This is a genomic window from Sphingomonas sp. GM_Shp_1, from assembly GCF_026540895.1.
Classification (GTDB): domain Bacteria; phylum Pseudomonadota; class Alphaproteobacteria; order Sphingomonadales; family Sphingomonadaceae; genus Sphingomonas.
Window position 1 is genome coordinate 176,282 of the sequence record NZ_JALNUR010000001.1, and the last position, 22,922, is coordinate 199,203.

The 22,922-nt window shown below is 66.0% G+C and carries 20 protein-coding genes and 1 tRNA gene; 13 read left to right on the forward strand and 8 right to left on the reverse strand.

Going from position 1 to position 22,922, the window contains the following annotated elements; all coding sequences use genetic code 11:
- The first annotated feature begins 48 nt into the window (after positions 1–48).
- From panB to der, 4 genes are all read left to right on the forward strand, one after another.
- Positions 49–915 carry a 3-methyl-2-oxobutanoate hydroxymethyltransferase gene (panB, locus tag OXQ33_RS00790; protein ID WP_267432620.1) on the forward strand — a complete coding sequence of 289 codons (867 nt, stop codon included), beginning with the start codon at positions 49–51 and terminating at the stop codon, positions 913–915.
- Between the two features lie 116 nt (positions 916–1,031).
- Positions 1,032–1,700: a tetratricopeptide repeat protein gene (locus tag OXQ33_RS00795; RefSeq protein ID WP_267432621.1), complete on the forward strand. Its 669-nt coding sequence runs from the start codon at positions 1,032–1,034 to the stop codon at positions 1,698–1,700.
- The gene (locus OXQ33_RS00800) at positions 1,697–3,019 is read left to right on the forward strand and encodes a PQQ-binding-like beta-propeller repeat protein (RefSeq protein WP_267432622.1); all 1,323 of its coding nucleotides are present in this window, start codon (positions 1,697–1,699) and stop codon (positions 3,017–3,019) included. The genes OXQ33_RS00795 and OXQ33_RS00800 overlap by 4 nt, the downstream gene beginning before the upstream one ends.
- Before the next feature lie 85 nt (positions 3,020–3,104).
- Positions 3,105–4,475: a ribosome biogenesis GTPase Der gene (gene der, locus OXQ33_RS00805; RefSeq protein WP_267432623.1), complete on the forward strand. Its 1,371-nt coding sequence runs from the start codon at positions 3,105–3,107 to the stop codon at positions 4,473–4,475.
- Between the two features lie 253 nt (positions 4,476–4,728).
- Here der and bfr read toward each other — a convergent pair whose 3' ends face one another.
- The 4 genes from bfr to OXQ33_RS00825 all read right to left on the reverse strand — a co-directional run bounded on the left by bfr (position 4,729) and on the right by OXQ33_RS00825 (position 7,798).
- Positions 4,729–5,250 carry a bacterioferritin gene (gene bfr, locus OXQ33_RS00810; protein WP_261267856.1) on the reverse strand — a complete coding sequence of 174 codons (522 nt, stop codon included), beginning with the start codon at positions 5,248–5,250 and terminating at the stop codon, positions 4,729–4,731.
- Between the two features lie 460 nt (positions 5,251–5,710).
- Positions 5,711–5,786, reverse strand: a tRNA-Ile gene (locus OXQ33_RS00815).
- A 144-nt stretch (positions 5,787–5,930) separates the two neighbouring features.
- Positions 5,931–6,197, reverse strand: coding sequence for a hypothetical protein (locus OXQ33_RS00820; protein ID WP_267432624.1), 267 nt, complete (start codon positions 6,195–6,197; stop codon positions 5,931–5,933).
- Positions 6,198–6,400: 203 nt separating this feature from the next.
- On the reverse strand, positions 6,401–7,798 hold the full coding sequence (locus OXQ33_RS00825) for a M20/M25/M40 family metallo-hydrolase (protein ID WP_267432625.1): 1,398 nt from the start codon (positions 7,796–7,798) through the stop codon (positions 6,401–6,403).
- 105 nt (positions 7,799–7,903) lie between these two features.
- On the opposite strand from OXQ33_RS00825, the gene ettA reads away from it, so the two are divergent.
- Both ettA and OXQ33_RS00835 read left to right on the forward strand, forming a co-directional pair.
- The gene (gene ettA / locus OXQ33_RS00830) at positions 7,904–9,583 is read left to right on the forward strand and encodes an energy-dependent translational throttle protein EttA (protein WP_267432626.1); all 1,680 of its coding nucleotides are present in this window, start codon (positions 7,904–7,906) and stop codon (positions 9,581–9,583) included.
- Between the two features lie 170 nt (positions 9,584–9,753).
- Positions 9,754–10,938, forward strand: coding sequence for a histidine kinase dimerization/phosphoacceptor domain -containing protein (locus tag OXQ33_RS00835; RefSeq protein ID WP_267432628.1), 1,185 nt, complete (start codon positions 9,754–9,756; stop codon positions 10,936–10,938).
- Between the two features lie 458 nt (positions 10,939–11,396).
- Here the strand turns inward: OXQ33_RS00835 and OXQ33_RS00840 are convergent, their stop codons facing one another.
- From OXQ33_RS00840 to OXQ33_RS00855, 4 genes are all read right to left on the reverse strand, one after another.
- Positions 11,397–12,176, reverse strand: coding sequence for an NYN domain-containing protein (locus OXQ33_RS00840; protein ID WP_267432629.1), 780 nt, complete (start codon positions 12,174–12,176; stop codon positions 11,397–11,399).
- 25 nt (positions 12,177–12,201) lie between these two features.
- Positions 12,202–12,582, reverse strand: coding sequence for a DoxX family protein (locus tag OXQ33_RS00845; protein ID WP_267432630.1), 381 nt, complete (start codon positions 12,580–12,582; stop codon positions 12,202–12,204).
- 112 nt (positions 12,583–12,694) lie between these two features.
- Positions 12,695–13,180 (reverse strand): transcription elongation factor GreB, encoded by a 486-nt coding sequence (gene greB, locus OXQ33_RS00850; protein ID WP_267432631.1) that lies wholly within the window; start codon positions 13,178–13,180, stop codon positions 12,695–12,697.
- Between the two features lie 27 nt (positions 13,181–13,207).
- Positions 13,208–15,214: a lytic transglycosylase domain-containing protein gene (locus tag OXQ33_RS00855; protein WP_267432632.1), complete on the reverse strand. Its 2,007-nt coding sequence runs from the start codon at positions 15,212–15,214 to the stop codon at positions 13,208–13,210.
- A gap of 91 nt (positions 15,215–15,305) precedes the next feature.
- Here OXQ33_RS00855 and dapA point away from each other — a divergent pair, with 91 nt between their 5' ends.
- The 7 genes from dapA to OXQ33_RS00890 all read left to right on the forward strand — a co-directional run bounded on the left by dapA (position 15,306) and on the right by OXQ33_RS00890 (position 22,766).
- The gene (gene dapA / locus OXQ33_RS00860; RefSeq protein ID WP_267432633.1) at positions 15,306–16,205 is read left to right on the forward strand and encodes a 4-hydroxy-tetrahydrodipicolinate synthase; all 900 of its coding nucleotides are present in this window, start codon (positions 15,306–15,308) and stop codon (positions 16,203–16,205) included.
- A gap of 73 nt (positions 16,206–16,278) precedes the next feature.
- Positions 16,279–16,605, forward strand: coding sequence for a hypothetical protein (locus OXQ33_RS00865; RefSeq protein WP_267432634.1), 327 nt, complete (start codon positions 16,279–16,281; stop codon positions 16,603–16,605).
- Between the two features lie 78 nt (positions 16,606–16,683).
- Positions 16,684–17,163, forward strand: coding sequence for an SsrA-binding protein SmpB (gene smpB / locus OXQ33_RS00870; RefSeq protein ID WP_261267843.1), 480 nt, complete (start codon positions 16,684–16,686; stop codon positions 17,161–17,163).
- Between the two features lie 35 nt (positions 17,164–17,198).
- Positions 17,199–17,738, forward strand: a complete 540-nt coding sequence (locus tag OXQ33_RS00875; RefSeq protein WP_267432635.1) for a DUF2062 domain-containing protein — start codon at positions 17,199–17,201, stop codon at positions 17,736–17,738.
- A gap of 95 nt (positions 17,739–17,833) precedes the next feature.
- Complete coding sequence (locus OXQ33_RS00880; RefSeq protein WP_267432636.1) at positions 17,834–19,891, forward strand: M13 family metallopeptidase; 2,058 nt, start codon at positions 17,834–17,836, stop codon at positions 19,889–19,891.
- A gap of 75 nt (positions 19,892–19,966) precedes the next feature.
- Positions 19,967–22,372 (forward strand): response regulator, encoded by a 2,406-nt coding sequence (locus OXQ33_RS00885; protein WP_267432720.1) that lies wholly within the window; start codon positions 19,967–19,969, stop codon positions 22,370–22,372.
- A 43-nt stretch (positions 22,373–22,415) separates the two neighbouring features.
- Positions 22,416–22,766: a response regulator gene (locus OXQ33_RS00890; protein WP_261267839.1), complete on the forward strand. Its 351-nt coding sequence runs from the start codon at positions 22,416–22,418 to the stop codon at positions 22,764–22,766.
- Positions 22,767–22,922: the final 156 nt, after the last annotated feature.

The window sequence follows — 22,922 nt, forward strand, 5'->3', positions numbered from 1 at the left end:
GAGCCAAGGGGGTGGAGCCGGTCGGGCCGGGGGAGTAAGGGCCGAACCATGTCCACGACCTACACGCTCGACACCGCGACGAGTCGCGCCACACCTATGCCCGCCCCGATGAAGCGGCTGACCGTTCCCGCCATCCGCCGCGCCAAGGGGGCGACGCCACTGGTCATGCTGACCGCCTATACGGTGCGGTCGGCGCAGCTGCTCGATCCGCATTGCGACATGCTGCTGGTCGGCGACAGCCTGGGGCAGGTGATCTACGGTCTGCCCTCGACCGTGCCGGTCACGCTTCAGATGATGGCGGCGCACGGTGCCGCGGTGGTGCGGGGCAGCTATCACGCGGTCGTGGTCATCGACCTGCCCTTCGGTAGCTATGAGGCGAGCCCCGAAAAGGCGTTCGAGAATGCCGCCTGGCTGCTCAAGGAAACCGGCGCGGCGGCGGTCAAGCTGGAGGGCGGCGTGGCGATGGCGCCGACCGTGCGCTTCCTGGTCGAGCGTGGCATCCCGGTGATGGGCCATGTCGGCCTGACGCCACAGGCGGTGAACGTATTGGGCGGATATGGCGCGCGCGGACGCACGCCCGAGGAAGCGGAGAAGATCGTCACCGACGCCGTCGCCATCGCCGAGGCGGGCGCCTTTTCCGTGGTGATCGAAGGCGTGGTGGAGCCGATCGCGATCGAGATCACCAACCGCATCGCCTGCCCGACCATCGGCATCGGCGCATCGGCGCAGTGCGACGGCCAGGTTCTGGTCGGCGAGGATATGCTGGGCCTGTTCGACCGCACCGCGCGCTTCGTCCGCCGGTACGAGACGATGGGCGACCGGATCGGCGAGGCCGCGCGCGCCTATGCCGAGGATGTCCGTGCCCGCCGTTTCCCCGGACCGGAACAGATCTATGCCCCGCGCGACGGTGGATAAACCAAGGCCGCTTCCCACCGGGCTCGCTCCTCGCTAAAGGTCGCGGCTTCCAATTGCCTTGATCCAGAATAGCGGAGCCCGTCTTGGCCCTAACGCCCCAATCCAGCCAGGCCTTTATGAGCGAGGTCGACGACGAACTGCGTCGCGATCGGCTGACCAGTTTCTGGACCCGCTGGGGCCTTATCGTCGGTGCGCTGGTCGTCATCGCGCTCGCGGCGTTCGGCGGCTATCTCTATTGGCAGCATCACCGGACCCAGGCGGCGGCGGCGGATGGCGAGCAGTTGCAGTCGGCCTATGACGCGCTGGCGGAGAACGACACCAAGACGGCGGACGCCAAGCTGAAGTCGCTGGCCGCCTCGAACGTCGATGCCTACCGCGCGCTGGCGCAGTTCACCCAGGCCGACATTCTTCTCCAGAAGGACGATCTGAAGGGGGCCGCCGCGCGCTTCGCGACGGTCGCCAACGACGCCTCGCTCGCCAAGCCGTTCCGTGACCTGGCGCTGATCCGCCAGACCATGGCCGAATACGACACGCTGAAGCCCGAGGCCGTGATCGCGCGGCTGGGCGGCATGGCGGTGCCCGGCAACGCCTATTTCGGCAGCGCGGGCGAGATGGTCGCCATCGCCTATCTCCGCCAGAACAAGCGCGCCCAGGCCGGTCGCCTGTTCGGGCAGATTGCCAGCGAGAAGGATGTGCCCGATACGTTGCGGCAACGTGCGGTTCAGATGGCCGGCGTATTGGGGGTCGATGCCGTCGGCCAGAGTGAGGACACCAAGACCCAATGACGAAGCATTTCCGCACCTCGGCCGCGCTCGCCGCGTTGATGGCGCTCGGCGCCTGTGGGGTGTTCAAGAGCGCGCCGAAAAAGACCCCGACCGTGGGCAACAGGGTGCCGATCCTCGTGTCCGAAACCGGGGTCGAGGCCGATAAGACGATCGCCGATGTGCAGGTCCTGCTGCCCGCGCCCGAGACGAATCCCGAATGGGCGCAGCCCGGTGGCAACGCCGCCAAGTCGATGGGCCAGTTGGCGCTCGGCGAGCAGCCGCAGCGTCTGTGGGAAGCGACGATCAACGGCGGTTCCGCGCGTGACCCGCTGGGGGCCGCGCCCGTCGTCGCCGAGAACAAGCTGTTCGTCGTCGATGTCGAGGGCAATCTCCAGGCACTGAACGCCGAGACCGGCGCGAAGCTGTGGTCGACCGGGATCACCGAGGGCGACGGGAACCGTCTCGCCCGGTTCGGCGGCGGTGCCAGCTATGACAGCGGCACGGTCTATGCCACCGATGGCCTGGGCGATGTGATCGCGGCCAATGCCGCCGATGGCAAGGTGCTGTGGCGTGCCAAGCCGGGCGGCCCGTTGCGCGGATCGCCGACCATCGCCAATGGCAATGTCTATGTCCTGACCCAGGACAATCAGCTTTACGCGATCAACCAGGCCGATGGTAAGATCGTCTGGGCCGGGCAGGGCACGCTGGAGACCCAGGGCGTGTTCGGTGTCGCCGCCCCCGCCGCCAGCCAGGGCACGGTCGTCGCCGGTTTCTCCAGCGGCGAGCTGAACGCCTATCGCTACGAGAATGGCCGCATGTTGTGGCAGGACGCGCTGTCGCGAACGAGCATTTCGACCTCGGTGTCGACGCTGTCGGACATCGACGCCGCGCCGGTGATCGATCAGGGCCGCGTCTATGCGCTGGGCCAGGGCGGCCGCATGGTCGCGCTGGAACTGTCGACCGGCCAGCGTCTGTGGGAACAGAATTTCGCCGGCATCTCGACGCCGTGGATCGCGGGCGAGTGGATATTCCTCGTCACCGACGACGCCCGTCTGGTGGCATTGGCCCGGTCGAGCGGCAAGGCGCGCTGGATTTCGCAGCTTCAGCGTTTCCATAACGAGAAGAAGAAGAACGGCGCCATCACCTGGTTCGGACCGGTGCTGGCAGGCAATCGCCTGATCCTGACCAATTCGGAAGGGCAGATCGTCTATGCCAATCCGGGCGACGGATCGGTGCAGGCGACGGTCGAGGCCAAGACGCCCTTCGCCCTGCCGCCGATCGTGGCGAACGGGACGCTCTACGTCCTCGATCAGAAGGGCCGGATCGCCGCCTATAAGTGATGAACAGCCGTCCCTCCGGCGCGCGCCGGGGGGACGGTATGTTTTGTACCGTGACGAAAGGCTCGCCTTTCGCTAACGGACGGCGATGGCAAAACTCCCTATCGTCGCGATCGTCGGCCGTCCCAATGTCGGCAAGTCGACGCTGTTCAATCGTCTTGTCGGAAAGAAGCTGGCGCTGGTCGATGACCGGCCCGGCGTGACGCGCGACCGGCGTGAAGGCGACGCGCATCTGCTGGGCCTCGATTTCCGTGTGATCGACACGGCGGGCTATGAAGACGAAGACCCCGATACGCTTCCCGGCCGCATGCGCCGCCAGACCGAGGCGGCGGTGGGCGAGGCCGATGTCGCGCTGTTCCTGGTCGATGCCCGCGCCGGGATCATGCCGCTGGACGAGGAAATCGCGCGCTGGCTGCGCAGCTCGGACACGCCGATCGTCCTGGCCGCGAACAAGGCCGAGGGGCGTGCGGCGGAGCAGGGCATTCTCGAAGCGCTGGCGCTCGGCTTCGGTGATCCAGTCCAGCTTTCCGCCGAACATGGCGAAGGCGTGGGCGATCTGTTCGAGGCGCTGCTGCCCTTCATCGATGTCGAGATCGAGGAAGAAGAGGAAGTCGACCTCGAAAACCCCTTCGCGCCGCTGAAGCTGGCGATCGTCGGGCGGCCCAATGCGGGCAAGTCGACGCTCATCAACCGTTTCCTCGGTCACGATCGCCTGATCACCGGGCCGGAGGCGGGGATCACGCGTGATTCGATCGCGATCGACTGGGAATGGCGCGACCGCGACGGCGAGGTGCGGCAGGTTCGCCTGATCGACACGGCGGGAATGCGGAAGAAGGCCAAGGTTCAGGACAAGCTGGAAAAGCTGTCCGTCGCCGACGCCCTGCGCGCCGTCGATTTCGCCGAGGTCGTCGTGCTGCTGCTCGACGCGACCCTGGGGCTGGAGTCGCAGGATCTGCGCATCGCCGACCGCGTTCTGGAAGAGGGGCGTGCGCTCCTCATCGCGCTCAACAAATGGGACGTGGCGGAAAACCCGTCGTCGCTGTTCAACGGCGTTCGCAAGGCGCTGGAGGATGGGCTCAGCCAGGTGAAGGGCGTGCCGTTGCTCGCGGTGTCGGGGGCGACCGGCAAGGGGCTGGACACGCTCATCGAGGCGGCGTTCGAGACGCGCGCCGCCTGGTCGAAGCGCGTGCCGACCGGCGAGCTCAACCGCTGGTTCGAAAAGGCGGTCGACGCCAACCCGCCGCCCGCGCCCGGCGGCAAGCGGATCAAGCTGCGCTACGTCACCCAGATCAAGTCGCGTCCGCCGAGCTTCGTGATCTTCGGGACGCGGGTGGACCAGTTGCCCGCCAGCTATGAGCGCTATCTGGTCAATTCGATGCGGCGGGAACTGGGCTTCGGCGCGGTGCCGGTGCGCCTGACGCTGCGGGCGCCGAAGAATCCATTCGCCAACAAGGACTGAGGGCAGGGGCGCAAGCCCCGCCTGCTACTCATTCCACCCTTGGGCTAGTTCCAGCCCTACCTCCGTTCAGCCTGAGCGAAGTCGAAGGCCACGGGATTAGCTCGGCCAACTCCAAAGGGGGCTTTGTCACGAAGGGTTTTCCGTGGCCTTCGACTTCGCTCAGGCTGAACGGATGTTGGGGGTCAGTCGCCTGGACGGCGGGAACCCAAAAGCAGGAACGGGGGGCGGGCTCTGAAACCCGCCCCCGCCGCCATTACCCCTGCAAGTGCGGCGCCGCGCCCGACTTGGGGGCGTCGTTTTCCGCCATGGCGTTCAACTGGACATAGTTCTGGATGCCCATGCGCTCGATCATCTCGAACTGGCGTTCCAGCGTGTCGACATGCTCTTCCTCGCTGGCGAGGATGCGCTGGAACAGGTCGCGGCTGACATAGTCGCGGACTTCCTCGCAATAGGCGATCGCGCCCTTGAGCTGCGCCACCGCCTCGATCTCAATGGCGAGGTCGCCCTTGAGCACCTCTTCCACCGTCTCGCCGATGCGCAGGCGACCGAGCAGCTGAAAATTGGGCAGGCCGTCCAGATACAGGATGCGCTCGGCCAGCCAGTCGGCGTGGCGCATCTCGTCGATCGACTCCTTATACTCGAACTGGGCGAGCTTGTAGACGCCCCAATGGTCGAGCAGCCGGTAGTGCAAGAAATACTGATTGATCGCGGTCAGCTCGTTCTTGAGCGCCTCGTTCAGAAACTCGATGACCTTGGGGTCGCCCTTGACTGCCATTGCCTTCATCCTTCGTAAATCGGCTCGCCAACCACATTAGTGGAATATTCGTGAGGACGGCAAGGAGATTTTCACAAGTAAAAATGCGAACCATTTTCAGGTCAGCAAAGTTGTGAGGCCCGCGAATGAAGTTGCAAGGCGTTTGCAGCTTCGTATGGGCGGTAAGATAGAGCAATTGAGCTGGACGCTGGAGATATTTCTCAAGGGATTGTGCTCGCTGATCGAGGAAGTCGGGGTTTTCGAACTGCCGATGCCTCCCAATCTCGCGTCGAAGTTCAGCAAGGCTGTGTTGGCAGCGTCATCTCTGCGCGGAAATATCATTGGTTTGGAGCTGGCCAGAGCGCCTCGGCGATCGCCTATATTGCGCGGACATCGGAAGTGCTGGTCTAGCAGGACTACACGCAAGGCGCAGTGGGCCCAGGATGCACGCGGCCAGTGCAGGTAATGCACGAATGGGGATTGGTGGGCCCGGCAGGACTCGAACCCGCAACCTAGCCGTTATGAGCGGCCAGCTCTAACCATTGAGCTACAGGCCCCACCGAAAATGTCCGTAGCGTGACGACGCGCGCGTTCGCAACGGGGGATTGGCGATCCCATAAAAGAAAAAGGGCACCTTCGCGAGGAAGGCGCCCTTTTCCGACAAGCAGTCGGCGCTTCGGACCCGAGGGTCCGAGGCGGCATTACTGCATGTTGTCCGCCTTGGCGTCGGCAGCGTCACGGACGTTGTCGGCAGCGGCGTTCATGTTGTCGGCAGCGTTCTCGAGGGTCGAGGCAGCAGCACCGTTCGAGGTGTTGTCGGCAACCGCTTCGAGGTTGTCGGCCTGCATTTCCATGTTGTCAGCCAGCATGTCCGCGTTGTTTTCAACAGCGGCCGCCTCAGGCGACTTCGTGCAGGCGGCCACGGACATCAGGCCGGCGGCAGCGAGAACAAAGGCAATCTTCTTCATTCGAATGCTCCCAAGCATAAGCAATCATCGCGGCCGACCCGAATGCCGTCGCGAAGCGGCTCAAATAACGCGCGGTTCATCGCGGTCAATCCGCAAAATTCACATGACCGCAAGGTTCGCGACGAACCGATGGCACGGATCGGGCTTTTTCAAGGCGTTGGCGTTACCAAAACGTTACCGGCACAGCGCGATACCAGCGGCCATCAGCGCGGCGTAACCGGGCCGATCGCCTCGGGCGCGTTGGCGACGACCGCCAGCATCGCGGTCCAGGCCGCCACATTCTGCCGCAATGCCGCCGGATCGACCCGGTCCAGCACGTCGTCGGGCGTGTGATGGGTGTCGAAATAATCCCATCCCGACTGGTTCAGGTCGATCGCGCCGGTGCCCAGCTTCAGCGTCGGGCCGATATCGGTGCCGTCGCCGCCCAGCCCGCTGCCCCGCGTGATGCCCAGCGGCGCGAGCGCGGTCTGGAGCCGGTCCGCGACGGGCTGCGCGGTGGCGGGCAGGTTGACCTCGAACCGCCAGACCCGGTCCGCGCCGAAGTCGCTCTCCGACGCCGTGGCGTGACGCTCGTCGGCGTGCGCCTTGGCATAGGCCGCGCCACCCATGCCACCGACCTCTTCCGCGCCGAACCAGACGATGCGGATCGTGCGGCGCGGCGTGCCCGCATCCATGATCCGCTTGGCCGCCGCCGCGGTGATCGCCACGCCGCTGGCGTCGTCGATCGCCCCGGTGCCCAGGTCCCAGCTGTCGAGATGGCCGCCGACCAGCACGATCCCCGCCGACGGATCGCTGCCCGGCACCTCGGCGATGACGTTGCCCGATTCGCGCGTGCCCACCATGCGCGGGGTGAGGACCAGCTTCATGCGCACCGGCTGACCCCGGCTGGCGATTCGCTCCAGCTGTTCGGCATCGGGGACGGACAGCGCCGCCGCCGGGATCGGCTTCACGCCCCCAGGAAAATTGGTCGTGCCGGTGTGCGGAAAGCGGTGATGGTCGGTCCCGATCGAGCGGATGACGATCGCCACCGCGCCGCGCTGGGCCGCCAGCGCCGGGCCGGTGAAGCGTGCGGTGCCATAGGCGCCATAGCCCGCGCCGTCCTGCGTCCTGGGCATGGCGTTGCCGATATAGACGATCCGCCCCTTGATCGCGCTGTCCGGCGCGGCCTGGAACGCGGCCATGCTGGGGAAGACAGCGACCTCGGCGGTCAGCCCCGCCGCCGGGGTCGCCCCCGAATTGCCGAGCGCGGCGAGCGTCAGCTTCTGCGGAAAGGGGGCGAGGATCTCGGCGCTCTCCGCACCGCGTTCCCAGACCGGCATCCGATAGGGTTCGATGCGCACATTCTTGAAGCCCAGTGCGGTCAGCCGCGCGACGGCCCATTGCCGCGCGCGCGCCTCCGCCTCGGTCCCCGCCAGACGCTGGCCGACCTCGGTGGTCAACCCCTCGACGATGTCCCAGGCCACCGTGTCGGTCAACGCGGCGTCGCGCAAGGCGGCGACCTCCGGCGCGATGGCGGCGGGCGGGGGCGGTGGCGTCCGCTGTGCCAGAACGGGAGAGGACAGGGCGGTGGCGGCAAGGGCCGCGAGGAGGAATCGCTTCATGGCCCCGACTGTTGCGCAGCCAGTCCCGTTTGCCAACCGCCCGCCCACCGACTACATGGGCGGTAAACCATCCTACAGTCTAAAAGCACGGAGCCCCGCGCCGCCATGGCCGTCCAATATACCTATGTGATGAAGGGTCTGACCAAGACCTTCCCCGGCGCCAACAAGCCTGTCCTCAACAACATCCACCTTCAGTTCCTGCCGAGCGCGAAGATCGCGATCATCGGCCCGAACGGCGCGGGCAAGTCCACGCTGATGAAGGTGATGGCGGGCATGGACACCGACTTCACCGGCGAGGCCTGGGCCGCCGATGGCGTCCGCGTCGGCTATCTGGCGCAGGAGCCGCAACTCGATCCGTCCAAGGACGTGATGGGCAACGTCAAAGACGGCGTTCGTCCGATCGCCGACCTGGTCGATCGCTTCAACGCCATCTCGGCCGAGATGGGGGACCCGAAGGACGACACCGATTTCGACGCCCTGATGGAAGAGATGGGCGAGCTTCAGGCCAAGATCGACGCGGTCGACGGCTGGTCGCTCGACAGCCAGCTGGAACAGGCGATGGAAGCGCTGCGCTGCCCGCCGGGCGATGCCGACGTCACCCGTCTGTCGGGCGGTGAGAAGCGTCGCGTCGCGCTGTGCAAGCTGCTGCTCGAAAAGCCCGATATCCTGCTGCTCGACGAACCGACCAACCACTTGGACGCGGAAAGCGTGTCGTGGCTTGAGAATTACCTCAAGGAATATACCGGCAACGTCATCCTCGTCACCCACGACCGTTACTTCCTGGACAATGTCGTCAACTGGGTGCTCGAACTCGATCGCGGCCGCTATTACACGTACGAATCCAACTATTCCGGCTATCTGGAAAAGAAGGCCAAGCGGCTGGAGCAGGAAGAGCGCGACGAGGCGGGCAAGCAGAAGGCGATCGCCGACGAGCTGGCCTGGATGCGTCAGACGCCCAAGGCGCGCCAGACCAAGTCGAAGGCGCGTATCCGCGCGTTCGAGGAACTGATGGAGAAGCAGGAGAACCGCGTCGCGGGCAAGGCGCAGATCCTGATCCAGATCCCCGAGCGGCTGGGCGGCAAGGTGATCGAGGCCAAGGGGCTGACCAAGTCGTACGGCGACAAGCTGCTGTTCGAAAATCTCGACTTCATGCTGCCGCCGGGCGGGATCGTCGGCGTGATCGGGCCGAACGGCGCGGGCAAGTCGACGCTGTTCAAGCTGATCACCGGCCAGGAACAGCCCGATGCGGGCACGATCGAGATCGGCTCGACCGTCAAGCTCGGCTATGTCGACCAGAGCCGCGACGAGCTCGATCCCAACAAGAATGTCTGGCAGGAAATTTCCGACGAGCTGGAGGTCTTCCGCTTCGGCAAGCAGGAACTGGGCACGCGCGCCTATGTCGGCGCGTTCAACTTCCGTGGCCCCGACCAGCAGAAGAAGGTCGGCCAGCTTTCGGGCGGTGAGCGCAACCGCGTCCATATGGCCAAGATGCTGAAGGAGGGCGGCAACGTCCTGCTGCTCGACGAACCGACCAACGACTTGGACGTGGAAACGCTGCGCGCGCTGGAAGAGGCGCTGGAGACGTTCGCGGGCTGCGCCGTGGTCATCAGCCACGACCGCTTCTTCCTCGACCGCCTCTGCACCCATATCCTGGCGTTCGAGGGCGACAGCCATGTCGAATGGTTCGAGGGCAATTACGAATCCTACGAGGAGGACAAGCGTCGTCGCATGGGCGATGCCGCCGATCGTCCGACCCGGTTGGCGTATAAGAAACTGACTCGCTGATCCCCATCCGGACCAGCAACGCGGACGCCCTTCCCGAGCGATCGGGGAGGGCGTTTTTGCGTCCGATCGGCTCAACTCGGCCCGTAATGCGGGGGCTTCGGGTTTAAATCGATTAACCAAAGCCCTATTCTGATGCGACAAGGGTGAGGATGACAGGGGTTCGATCACGAATGGCGGTAGTGGAACAGGCGCAGGGCGACGATCGGGAAAGCGCCGGCGCGGGTCAGCTGCATTATCGCCTTCGGCAACAATCGGTGCTGGCGGCGTTCGGGATCGCGGCGTTGCGTGCACGTGATCTGGACCCGATGCTCCAGCGGGCGACCGAGCTGTGTGCCGAGGGGATGCGTTCGCGTTTCTGCAAATTCCTGGAATATCGGCCGGATCATGAGACCTTGCTGGTGCGCAACGGCGTCGGCTGGGGGCCGGGGGTGGTCGGATCGACCGAGATGCGGACCGATATGGGCTCGCCCGCCGGCTTCGCGCTCCAGACCGGGCAGGGTGTCATCTCCAACCATCTCGACCAGGAAGAACGGTTCCGCACCCCGCAATTCATGGCCGATCACCAGATCCGGCGGGCGATCAACGTGCTGGTCGAGGCGTCGGGCCGACGCTACGGCGTGCTGGAGGTCGACAGCCCCGATGAAGGGCGCTTCGAGGAGGCCGATCTGGCCTTCATGCAGGGTTTCGCCAACCTGATCGGCGTCGCGATCGAGCGGCAAGAGGCCGAGCGTCGTCTGGCCGAGGCGGTCGAGCATCAGCAATTGCTGACCCGCGAGGCGAGCCACCGGGTGAAGAACAGCCTGGCGCTGGTCTCCGCGATGCTGAACCTGCAAAAGCAGGAGGACGACGACCCCCGCGTGTTGCGGATGCTGAACGATGCGCAGGCGCGGATCACCGCGATCGCGCAGACTCACGACCAACTCTGGCGCGGCGAGCGGGTGGGGATCGTCTGCCTCGACGATCTGGCCTGCGGCATCGCAGAACAGCTGGCGCAACAGGCGCAGAATCATCAGGTTCGCTGCGATATCGAGGCGATCGAGATGAACGCCGATACCGCCATTCCGATCGGCCTGATGCTGACCGAGTTGCTGACCAATGCGATCAAATATGCCTATGACGAAGGCGGCGGCACGATCGATGTCGGGTTGCATGCGCGGGACGGCCATATCGTCCTGTCGGTCCGCGACCGGGGCAGGGGCCTGCCCGAAGATTTCGACATGAAGGCCGCATCGCGGCACAGCCTGGGCATGCGGATGATCGCCAGCCTGGCGCGCCAGTTGCGCGGCGAGGTGCGGTTCGAGGATGCGGGGCCGGGCACCTGCGCGACGCTGACCATGCCCGATCCCAGGGACTAAGCCGGATCGACATTCGGATATGCCCTTCTTTCTCCCTCGCCCCTCATAGAGGGGAGAGGGTTGCGCAGACTTCGTCTTTGCGAAAGCAAAGGCTTAGAGCAGGATGTCATGGATTCGACCCGAGCCGAGCCCCTCCCCTTCAGGGGAGGGGTTGGGGTGGGGCATCTCCGCAGGCGCCGCGTTTGTGGAAGCGCCCCACCCCCGGCCCCTCCCCTGAAGGGGAGGGGTGGAGCAACCTGATGTCATCCCGCTCTATTCGGAGCTGGGTGAGGGGTGTTGCGCTCTCGAGCCGAGCGCGCGAGCCTGCGGCTCGCTCGACCCCTCACCCAAGCTGCGCTAGCCAGCAAGCTGGCAAGCTCCGCTAACCCTCTCCCCTATCCAGGGGAGAGGGAAGAAAGAGAAGGAGCATGAATGTCGATCGGCCCTAAAATCCTCCCCTTCCAGGGGAGGAATGAGATTTACCGCACCCGCTTGACGAAGGTGCGCCCGTCCTCGCGCCGTTCGGTCTGGAAATTGGGGACGGCTTCGATCAGGTCTGACAGCCGCTTGAACCCGTAATTGCGCGTGTCGAAGCTGGAGCGATTGCCCGCGAGCTGCCCCATGGCGGACAGGCTGGCGAAGCCGCGTTCGTCGCGCTTCACGCTGTTATAGGCATCGACCAGTAACTTGAGCAGTTCGTCGTCGATCGGGCGGGGCGTGCCCGCCGTCCGCTTGGACTGCTCGATCGACGGCGGCAGCGAGTCCGACAGCGGCACGTCGGTCGCGGTCGGCTTGGCGGCCATGGCGGGGCGCGTCGCCTCGTTGATCAGCGCGCCGACATCGATGAACCGGCTGCACGCCTGCTGGAACGCCTCCGGCGTGCGGCTGTTGCCGAAACCATAGACGGGAAAGCCGTCCTGCCGGATGCGGGTGGCCAGCGGCATGAAATCGCTATCCGAAGACATGATCCCGAACCCGTCGATCCGCCCCCGAAACAGCAGGTCCATCGCATCGATGGTCATCTTCATGTCGGTGGCGTTCTTGCCCTTGGTCAGGTCGAACTGCTGCTGCGGCTCGATGCCATGCTTGACCATGACGTCGCGCCAGCCCTTCAGGCCGGGCTTGGACCAGTTGCCATAGGCGCGGCGGACATTGACCGTGCCCAACTCCGCCAGGACGGTGAGCACGGGGTCGATGGCCGCCGACTGGGCATTGTCGGCATCGATGAGCAGCGCGATGTTGCGGGTCAGGGCATTCATGCGCCCTGACTATCAGAGCGCCGCGTCAGCTTCCACGCCGCATTGCATCGACCCCGATCGATCCGCCGCCCGCCGCCGCGAGGTACAGGAAGGCGAAGCAATAGAGGATCGCCGCCTCACCGCCATTGGCGAGCGGCAGAAACCCTTGCGGCGCATGCGCCATGAAATAGGCGACCGCCATCTGCCCCGACAGGATGAACGCCACCGGGCGGGTGAACAGCCCGATCAGCAGCAGCGCGCCGCCGACCAGCTCCAGCACGCCCGCCGCCGTCAGCAATGGGTTGAGCGGCATGGGGAAGGGCGGAAGGCCGAAGAATTTCGACACGCCATGCGACAGGAAAAGCAGGCCGAACACGGCCCGGAACAGCGACAGCAGGGGGGCGGACCAGCGGGCGGGAATGGGCATGGCCGATGACTTTCGCAAACAGCCGCGCCGATCGCGGCCTTATGGCTCCATCATGGCCCATCCTTGATCCATGGCAAGTATCGCTTGCGAAACGATTCGTTACCCTACGTGCTCAGGCATCGGGATAGGTGATTGCGATCACCTCATATTCCCGCTCGCCCGCAGGCAATACGACCCGGCGGAGGTCGCCGACGCCCGCGCCCCGCAGCGCGCGGACGAGCGGGGCATTCCAGCCGACCCGGCCCTGGCCCGCATCCGCCTCGTCATCGCCGACCAGGGTCAGCACCCGTTCGTTGTCATCCTCGTCGGCGATGGTGACGGTCGCTCCGAACCACACCTTGCTGCGGTCCTCCTGGCGCGCGGGGTCGATGACCTTGGCGGCCTTCATCCGCTTGGACAGCCAGCCCAGCCGCCGGTCGATCTCGCGCAGCCGCTTGCGACCATAGATATAGTCGCCATTTTCCGACCGGTCGCCATTGCCCGCCGCCCAGGCGATGGTGTCGACCAGCTTGGGCCGCTCGACCGCGAACAACGCCTCATATTCCTGGCGCAGCGCGGTATAGCCCGCAGGGGTGATATAGTTGGGACGGTCCATCATCCCGCTCTATCGCCTGAGCGTCTCCGATCAACCCGGACGCGACTTGCCGAGATACCAGCTGAGCGGGGTCGCCCCCCGGCTGGTGGCGCGGCCGGGGTTCATCAGGTCATAGACGACCGCATTCTCCAGCACGCGCTGCACATAGTTGCGCGTCTCGGAATAGGGGATCGCCTCGATCCAGTCGACGATATCGACCGCGCCGGTCCGGGGATCGCCGTTGAGCCGCAGCCATTTGTTCACATTGCCGCCGCCCGCATTGTATGCGGCGATGGCGAGCGGATAGCTGCCGTAATTGTTGCGGATCCGCTCGAAATAGCTGGCGCCGAGCTGGATCGACAGGTTCGGATCGGTGGTCAGCGAAGCCGGCGAATAGGCCAGCCCGATCTTGCCCGACTGCTCGGCCGCGGTGGCGGGCATCAACTGCATCAGCCCGCGCGCGCCCGCATGGCTGACGGCGGCGCGGTCGAACTGGCTTTCCTGCCGCGCGATGGCGTGGATGATCGTCCAGCTCGATTCATAGCCCGACGGGACCGGCACGATGGGGAAGCCCGCCGCCGAATAGTCGGTCAGCCCGTTCTGCATCGCGCTGCGCCCCACCATCACCGCCAGATCGGGGCGGTTGATCGTGCGCGACAGATCGGCGGCGAGCAGGTGATCGCTCTCGCTCTCGGCATCGGCGGCGATCTGGCGGACAAAGGCGCTCTGGTCCTGCCACTGGCCGATATTGCCCAGGAACTTGGCGGCGCGCACCGTCTCGCGCGCGTCGAAGGCGGCGCGGGTCGCGGGCGGCACGTTGGTCGCCGCGATGGCGGGCGGGGCGACCAGCGGGCGGCCGGTGCGCTCCAGCGCCAGTTGTCCGTAGAACTGATCGCGATACTGCGCCGCGCGATTGTAGAATCCCGCCGCCTCGGTCGAGCGCCCCGCCGCCTCCGCCGCGCGACCCGCCCAGTAAAAGCCCTTGGCCCGCGTCTGGGGCGACTGGCTGCCCCGGCCATAACGGTCGAACAGCGTCATCGCATCGGCGGGCCGCGCCAGCTTCATCGCGGTCTGCCCGGCCAGCCAGACCAGGCTGGTATAGTCGTCCCGCTCGCCATAAGGCTTGGTCGAGACATCGGTCCCGGCGGGATAGGCGTCGTCCACCTGCCGCGCGATGTCATAGGCGGTCTGAAGCTGATTGTCGGACGCCGCCGCGCGGGCGTTGAGCAACAGCGTTTCGTAGAATTTCTCGACATTGCCGGGGCGGATGCTCAGATTCCGCGACCGTGCGAGCCAGGAGCGCGCGGTCAGGCTGTCGCCGGTATCGCGCAGCCACATGGCACGGTCCGCGACATAGCCCGCGTCGTTGGCATAAAGCTCCGCGGTCGAGGCCGACAGGCTGGCCGCCTCCGCCGACTTGGTGCGGAAGGCGAGGCGGGCGGCGAAGACCGGGCGTCGCGCCGAACTGGTATAGCCGAGCTGCCGGGCGGCGGCGCTGGTCTGTCCGCTCCACAGCAGCGAGTCCATCCGCGCATCATGATCCTCGGGCGTCAGCGAGGCGGCGAAGGTCGACATGACCAGCGCTTCGTCGGTCGGCGACAGCGTTCCCCGCCGCCACGCGGTCCGCGCCGCCTGTGCCGCTTCGCCCGGTGCGCCGGTCGCGAGCAACGCGCGGGCATAGGCGACGCCGCCCGCCGCCGACAATGGCGGGAAGCGGCGGAAATAGGCGACGATGCTGGACGGCGCGGCGGTGAAGTTCGCCGCCTGCCGCTCCGCCGCGCGCCGAAAGCCCGCCTCGCCCGGCCAGCCGGGATGCGCCATCAGGAACCCGGCATAGCTGTCGAAGGGCAGCGAATCGGTCTGTTGCAGCGCGCGCCACTGCGCCAGAGCCGCCGCGATCGCGCCGTCGGCCGGGCTGGGCATGCCCTGCGTACTCTGGTTGGGGCTCATATTCGCCATCTGGGTGCGATAGCGGTCGAGCTGGTCCTGCCCGCCCGGTGCGACCATCGATCCCGCCAATGTCGCGAGGAGCGCCCCCGCCTTCGTCAATGCCATCATAGTGGACAGAATAGGGACTCTACCCGTACATGTCCTGAACAAATTCCCTCATCCGGCCTAATTTCGGCGCAGCAGGAGCGCGTTTCCTCTCATGTTTTCAGGGTCCATTCCGGCGCTTGTGACGCCGTTCGACGATCGGGGCGATCATGTCGGCGGAGCATTCGACGAAGCGAAATTCCGGGATTTCGTCGAATGGCAGATCGCGGAGGGCTCCACGGCGCTGGTCGCGTGCGGCACCACGGGCGAAGCGGCGACCATGCCCAAGGACGAGCATTTCCATGTCGTCCGGGTCTGTGTCGACCAGGCGCGCGGGCGGGTGCCGGTGATCGCCGGGGCAGGCTCCAACGATACGATCGTGGCGATCGAGAACCTGAAAGCCGCGCGGGAAGCGGGCGCCGATGCCGCACTGATGGTGCCGCCCTATTACAACCGCCCCAGCCAGGAGGGGATCGCCCGCCACTTCGCCGAGCTGGCCAAGTCCGCTCCGCTGCCGATCGTGCTCTATAATGTGCCGGGCCGCACGGTGACCGATATCCAGCCCGCGACGCTGATCCGCATCGTCCAGGCGGCGCCCGAGATATTCGTCGGCGTCAAGGATGCCAGCGGCGCGCTGGCCCGCGTGTCGCATCATCGCGGTGCGCTGGGCAGCGATTTCTGCCAGCTTTCGGGCAATGACGATCTGGCGCTGGCGTTCAATGCGATGGGCGGCGTGGGCTGCATCTCGGTCACCGCCAATGTCGCGCCGCGTCTGTGCGCCGATTTCCAGGCGGCTTGCGCGGCGGGGGATATGGCCCGCGCGCTGGAACTGCACGACCGGCTGTTCCCGCTGCACGAGGCGATGTTCGCCGATGCCTCGCCGGGGCCCGTCAAATATGCGCTCAGCCAGATCATCGGACATTTCCCGACCGGCGTCCGCCTGCCCATGACCTGGCCGTCCGAGGCGGCGCGTGCGCAGGTCGATGTCGCCTTGGCGCATGCCGGACTGATCTGACCCGGCCTTTCTCGCGCCGCAATCCCGGACGAACCTCGGCGTCGCCGATCGGCGGCGTGGGGAGAGTCGGGCGATGTGGACGCTGGTGATGATCGCACTTCAGTCCGGCGCGGTGGCGGGGCCTGTGCTTCCGGCACCCCGGCGATCGCAGACGGCGAGGCGTTGTCCGCCCAGCGATGCGGGCGACGACGTGATCGTGTGCGGCCGGTCGTCCGACGCCTACCGGATCGGTACGATCCCCGACTATTCCTCGCCGACAAGGCTGCCCGAGGCGCGGACCGACATTCCCGGTCTGGGCACCCTTTCCGCCGAGACCGAGCAGGCCGGGGTCGGCGGCTTTCCCAGCAACCGGGCGATGATCCGGCTGAAGATTCCGCTGGGCGGTCGTCGCAAGCGCTGACCGTTCCATTCCGGAAACGAGACAAAGGCCGAACAGCGGCTTTTCATGTTCGGTTCGAGCGCCTACATCGGCCCGTCCATGCGCCCGAAACCCCAAACCTTCGACAAGAAGAAGATCGTCGCCGAGAACCGGCGCGCCCGATTCGATTATGCGATCGAGACGACCTATGAGGCGGGGATCGCCCTGACCGGGACCGAGGTGAAATCGCTTCGCTTCGGCGAGGGATCGATCGCCGAGGCCTATGCCGAGGTTCGCGGCGAGGAGGTGTGGCTGGTCAATTCCAACGTGCCGGAATTCAGCCATGGCAACCGCTTCAACCACGAAGCGAAGCGCCCTCGTAAATTGCTCCTTCATGAGCGCGAGATAAACAAGCTCCACGGTGCGGTGGCGCGCGAGGGCATGACCCTGGTGCCACTGATGATCTATTTCAACTCGCGCGGTCGCGCGAAGGTGGAGCTGGCTTTGGCGAAGGGCAAGAAGGCGCACGACAAGCGCGATGCGATCAAGGAACGCGATTGGAAGCGTGAGCAGGGCCGTATCCTGCGCGATCGCGGTTGATGGCTTCGGCCGTGCCCACCCTGTGGGGCCGTTCCATGGCCTGGGTCCGGCGCAACATGCCGACCCGCGATTCGATGGAGAAGAACCGGCTGCTCCGGCCGGTCGCGCACCGCGTGCTCGCGCCCGAACTGTGGCGCTTCACCCGGCGGTCGGTGCCGCGCGGCGTGGCGCTGGGCGTGGTGGCGGGCTTCCTGTTCCCGGTGGCGCAGATCGCCATCGCGGCGGTCTTCGCGCTCCCCTTCCGCGCCAATGTGCCGGTCGCGGCGCTGACCACCTTCATCACCAATCCGCTGACCACGCCGATCCTGTGGGTGATCGCCTATCGGATCGGCACGCTGCTTCTGCACAGCGACACGCCGATCAATACCCAGCCGGTGGCCGAGGCCGCGACCGGGTGGCTGCAATGGGCGTTCAGCGCCTTTCACTGGCTGTGGGAGCAGGGCCCCGCCTTCGGTCTCGGGCTGTGCGTCCTGACCGGCGGATGCGCCGTGGTCGGCTATGCCGCCTCGGCGCTCGGCTGGCGGCTGTGGATCGCGCGCAAGTGGCGTAACCGTCGGAGATCGCCTGCGATTTGATAGCGGTATCGCGCTTTGACTTGCATTTCTAACGGTTTGACTGGGCGTATCGGCTCGCTACAACAGCGGCATCCATCTCCTTTTCGGGAATTCCGATGCGCTCTCTGCTGATCGCCGCCCTCCTCACGACTGCCATTTCCCCCGCCATCGCTCAAACGAAGAACCCGGTCGACAAGGCCGCGGTCGGTCCGGTCAAGCCGGGCGCCAAGAACGGCCCCGAAATCGGTGACTTCGGCTTCGACATGGCCGGTCGCGATACCACGGTGAAGCCGGGTGACGACTTCTTCGATTACTCCAACGGCACCTGGTACAAGGCGACGACGATCCCCGCGGATCGGTCTTCCTATGGCATGTTCCATGTTCTGCAGGACCGCTCGCTGGAGCAGACCCGCACCATCCTGGACGAAGCCGCCAAGCAGCCGGGCAACAAGGCCGGTGACTTCTACGCCAGCTTCATGGACGAGGCCGCCGTCAATGCGAAGGGCGTGACCCCGGTCAAGCCGTGGCTGGACCAGCTACGCGCCACCAAGGACCGCGACACGCTGGCGGTCGAGATCGCCAAGCTCCAGCGTCAGGGCGTCGGTTCGCCCTTCGGCGTCTATATCGGCCAGGATGACAAGGCGCCCGATACTTATATCCCCAATTTCGGCCAGAGCGGCCTAGGCCTGCCCGATCGCGACTATTACCTCAAGGACGACGCCAAGCTGGCGACGATCCGCACCGCCTATCAGGCCTATCTCGCCAAGATGCTGACGCTGGCGGGCGAGCAGAATGCCGAGGCGCGCGCCGCCGCCGTGTTCAACTTCGAAAAGGCGCTGGCGAACGTCCACTGGACCCGGATCGAAAGCCGCGACGCCGACAAGACCTATAACAAGTGGATGCCCGCCGATTTCGCCGCCAAGGCGCCGGGCTTTCCCTGGGCGCAATATATGCAGACGCTGGGCGTCGCGGGCCGCCCGGCCTATCTGGTTTCGCAGCCCAGCGCGATCACCGGCGAGGCCAAGATCTATAGCGAGACGCCGCTGAACGTCCTTCAGGACTATGCGATGCTCAAGGTCCTGCGCAGCTATGCCGGTTATCTGTCGAGCGATTTCGACAAGACCAACTTCGCCTTTTACGGCACCACCCTGTCGGGCACGCCCGAGCAGCAGGCGCGGTGGAAGCGCGGCGTCGGCCTGGTCTCCAACGGCCTGGGCGAGGAAGTCGGCAAGCAATATGTCGCCAAGTATTTCCCGCCGGAATCGAAGGCCGCCGCCGATGCGCTGGTCAAGAACCTGATCGCGGCGATGGGCGACCGGCTGCGCAATCTGGAATGGATGGCGCCCGAGACCAAGCAGAAGGCGCTGGCCAAGCTCGCCGCCTTCACGCCCAAGATCGGTTATCCCGACAAGTGGCGCGATTACTCGGCGTTGCAGATCGTTCGTGGCGACCTGATCGGCAATGTCGCGCGCGCCAATGCGTTCGAGTTTCAGCGGGACCTGAACAAGCTGGGCCAGCCGATCGATCGCGGCGAATGGTTCATGACGCCGATGACGATCAACGCCTATGCCAACCCGCCGATGAACGAGATCGTGTTCCCGGCGGCGATCCTCCAGCCGCCCTTCTTCGATCCGAAGGCGGACCCGGCGGTCAATTATGGCGGCATCGGCGCGGTGATCGGGCATGAGATCAGCCATCACTTCGACGATCAGGGTCGCAAGTACGACGCGACCGGCAAGCTGACCGACTGGTGGACCGAGCAGGACGTGGCGCGGTTCAAGACCTTCACCGATGCGCTGGTGAAGCAATATGACGCGTACGAGCCGCTTCCCGGTCAGCATGTCCAGGGCGGCCTGACGCTGGGCGAGAATATCGCCGATCTGGCGGGGCTGACGGTGGCGCTCGACGCCTATCACAAGTCGCTGGGCGGCAAGCCCGCGCCGGTGATCGACGGCACCACCGGCGACCAGCGCTTCTATTATGGCTGGGCGCAGGTGTGGCGGACCAAATGGCGCGAACCCGCGCTGCGCCAGGCGCTGCTGTCCGACCCGCACTCGCCGGGGCATGAGCGGGTGTTGACGGTCCGCAACCTCGATCCCTGGTATGCCGCCTTCAAGGTCCAGCCGACCGACAAGATGGCGTTGACCCCCGAGCAGCGCGTGCGGATCTGGTAAAGTCCTGTCGGGAGACGCGTTCGGGCGCAGGATCGCGCTTGACCCATGCCGGGTCGCCGGATGAAGAGTTTCATCATGGCGATCGCGTCTCCCGAAAGATTTACCCCGGTCCGCATTGCGGCCCTCGTCTCGTTGGTGAGCGGGGTGGGGGCGGCGGCGCTGCTGTTCCTGGCGATCGGCAACTGGATCGTCGCGGCGGGATTTCTGGCCGCCGCGCTGCTCGCCTTCGGGCTGATCCTCGTCTGGCGCATCCTGACCCCCCGGGTCGAGCAGACGCGGCGGAGCGTCGACTGGGATTTCGCGCGCGTCGTCGCGGATGCCAGCCATGATGCGATCGCGGTGACCGACCGAGCGGGGCGGCTGGTCTGCGCCAACGACGCCTATGCCTCGCTCTTCCCGATGATGCCGACGCCGCCCGGCGTGCCGCTGGACGCGCCCTCGGTCGAGGCGCTGGCGCAGGCCGGGCGGGCGGCGTGGCGCGACGGGCTGGGCCGGGCGGACCGGATCGCGGTGATGGGGACCGAATTGTCGGTGCTGGTGACGCGCGCGGGCGACGAGGCCGACCTGCTCGTCTGGCGTTTCGCGGTCGCGCAGGAACAGGATCTGGCCGAAACGGTCGAGCGGTTGATCGGCGGTATCCAGGGCGATCGGCTGGGCGCGGCGGGGATCATGGCGGCGCTGATCGCTCCCGATGGCCGGGTGCGTGCCGCCAACCGGGTGCTGTGCGCCCGCGCCATGGGCGGCGAGATGATGTCGATCGTCGGCCGCGACTTCGCGACCTTCCTGATGCACGATCCCGGCGGGCAGGTCCGCTTCGCCGCCGAACTTGGCAAGGGCGACGGGCGTCGCTTGCGCGTCCTGCAAATCCCCTTTGTCGAGGGGGAGGGCGCGCCGATGCTGGTCGTCCTGCTCGACGAGGAGGAGCAACTCGTGGCCCCAGCAGGCGCCAGCGCGGGCAGCCATGTGCGGGGGCTGGTCTCGCTGATGCCCTTCGGTATCGCGCTGGTCGATCGGGACGGGCGCTTCATTCAGATGAACTCCGCCTTCATGCGCGCCGCCGGGGTGAAGGGGACGACCCCGCCGCTCTATCCGGGCGATCTGGTGGTGCGCGAGGACAAGGCGGCGGTCGCCGATGCGATCCGGCGCTTTGCCGGGGGCGCGACCCATAGCGCCGACATGGCAGTCCGCCTGAAGGACCATCCCGAGGAGCCGGTGGCGCTGACCATCGCGGGCGCGCGGGGGCTGGGCGATGCGGCGGTGCTCCTCAGCCTGAAGGACAATTCGGAGGAGAGCCGCCTGAAGCGCGAAGTGGCGCAGGCGACCAAGATGCAGGCGGTCGGCCAGCTCGCGGGCGGCGTCGCGCACGACTTCAACAATATCCTGACCGCGATCATCGGGCATTGCGACCTGATGCTGATGCGCCATGCGCCCGGCGACAGCGACTATGACGATATCCAGCAGATCCGCACCAATTCCAACCGTGCGGCCAGCCTGACGCGGCAATTGCTCGCCTTCTCACGGCAACAGACGCTGCGCCCCCAGATCCTGCAACTGCCCGATGTCGTGTCGGAGGTGTCGAACCTGCTTAAGCGGCTGCTCGGCGAGCGGGTGCGGCTGGATGTCACCCATGGCCGCAATCTGGGCCCGGTGCGCGCCGATCCGGGGCAGTTGGAGCAGGTCGTCGTCAATCTGGCGGTCAATGCGCGCGACGCGATCCTCGAGAATGAGCCGGCGGGCGGCGGTATCCTGACCATCCAGACGCGGGCGGTGTCGATGGCGGATGCGCGCGCGCTGAACAACGACATCCTGCCCGCCGCCGATTACACCGCGCTGATCATCAGCGACAACGGGACGGGCATTCCGCCCGAAATCCTGCCCAAGATTTTCGAGCCCTTCTTCACCACCAAGGAATTGGGCAAGGGCACCGGGCTGGGCCTGTCGACCGTTTACGGCATCATCAAACAGTCGGGCGGCTATATCTTCGCCGATTCGCCGCCGGGCGGGGGCGCGAAGTTTTCGATATACCTGCCCGTCCATGCCGCGCCCGCCATGCCGACCGCCAAGGCGATCCCGGAAAAACCGGCGGCGCGCGCGACCACGCCATGGGGGTCGGGCACCATATTGCTGGTTGAGGATGAGGATATGGTCCGCGCCGTCGCCGAGCGGGCCTTGTCGCGACAGGGTTATACGGTGATCGCGGCGGAAAATGGCGAAGCGGCGCTGGAGATGCTCGACAAGCATGGCAAGCCCGATCTGCTGATCTCCGACGTGGTGATGCCGACGATGGACGGCCCGACCATGGTTGGCCTCGTCCGCAAACGCTATCCCGACCTCGCCGTGCTGTTCATGTCGGGCTATGCCGAGGAGCAGCTTCGCAAGTCGATCACGCTGCCCAATGTCGGCTTCCTGCCCAAGCCATTCTCGGTCCAGCAACTGGCCGAAGCGACGCAGGCCGCACTCTCGCGGGACGGCGGATCGTAACAAGCGGCTGGCGGATGGCGCAAAGCATGATATGGCGGTGCCGATGACAGAGCCCGTGCAGATCCTCATCGTCGAGGACGAACCCCTTATCGCCATGATGCTCGAGGATTTCCTGGACGTCCTCGACAAACAGGTCGCGGGCACCGTCGACAGCGTCGACGACGCGCTGGCCCGGGTGGCTCAGGGCGGTATCGACGCGGCCATCCTCGACGTCAACCTGCGGGGCGGCCAGAAGAGCACCCCCGTCGCCGAAGCGTTGGCGGAACGCGGCGTACCCTTCGTCTTCGCCACCGGCGGATCGGACGATTCGGTCGACGAACGCTTCCGCGACCGCCCGCGCCTGCAAAAACCGTTTACCATGGACGGCGTGGCCAAGGCACTAGGTTCCCTCTAAAAAATCCTCTCCATCATCGATGGGGACGGGGACCGCCGCGAAGCGGTGGTGGAGGGGCATCGCCTCAAAGGGCTCCGCCGAGGACGCTCCTCTTGCCAGACCTTCGGCCTGTTACCCTGCCGGGGAGGACCGCCGAAGCCCGTCACGACGAAATTT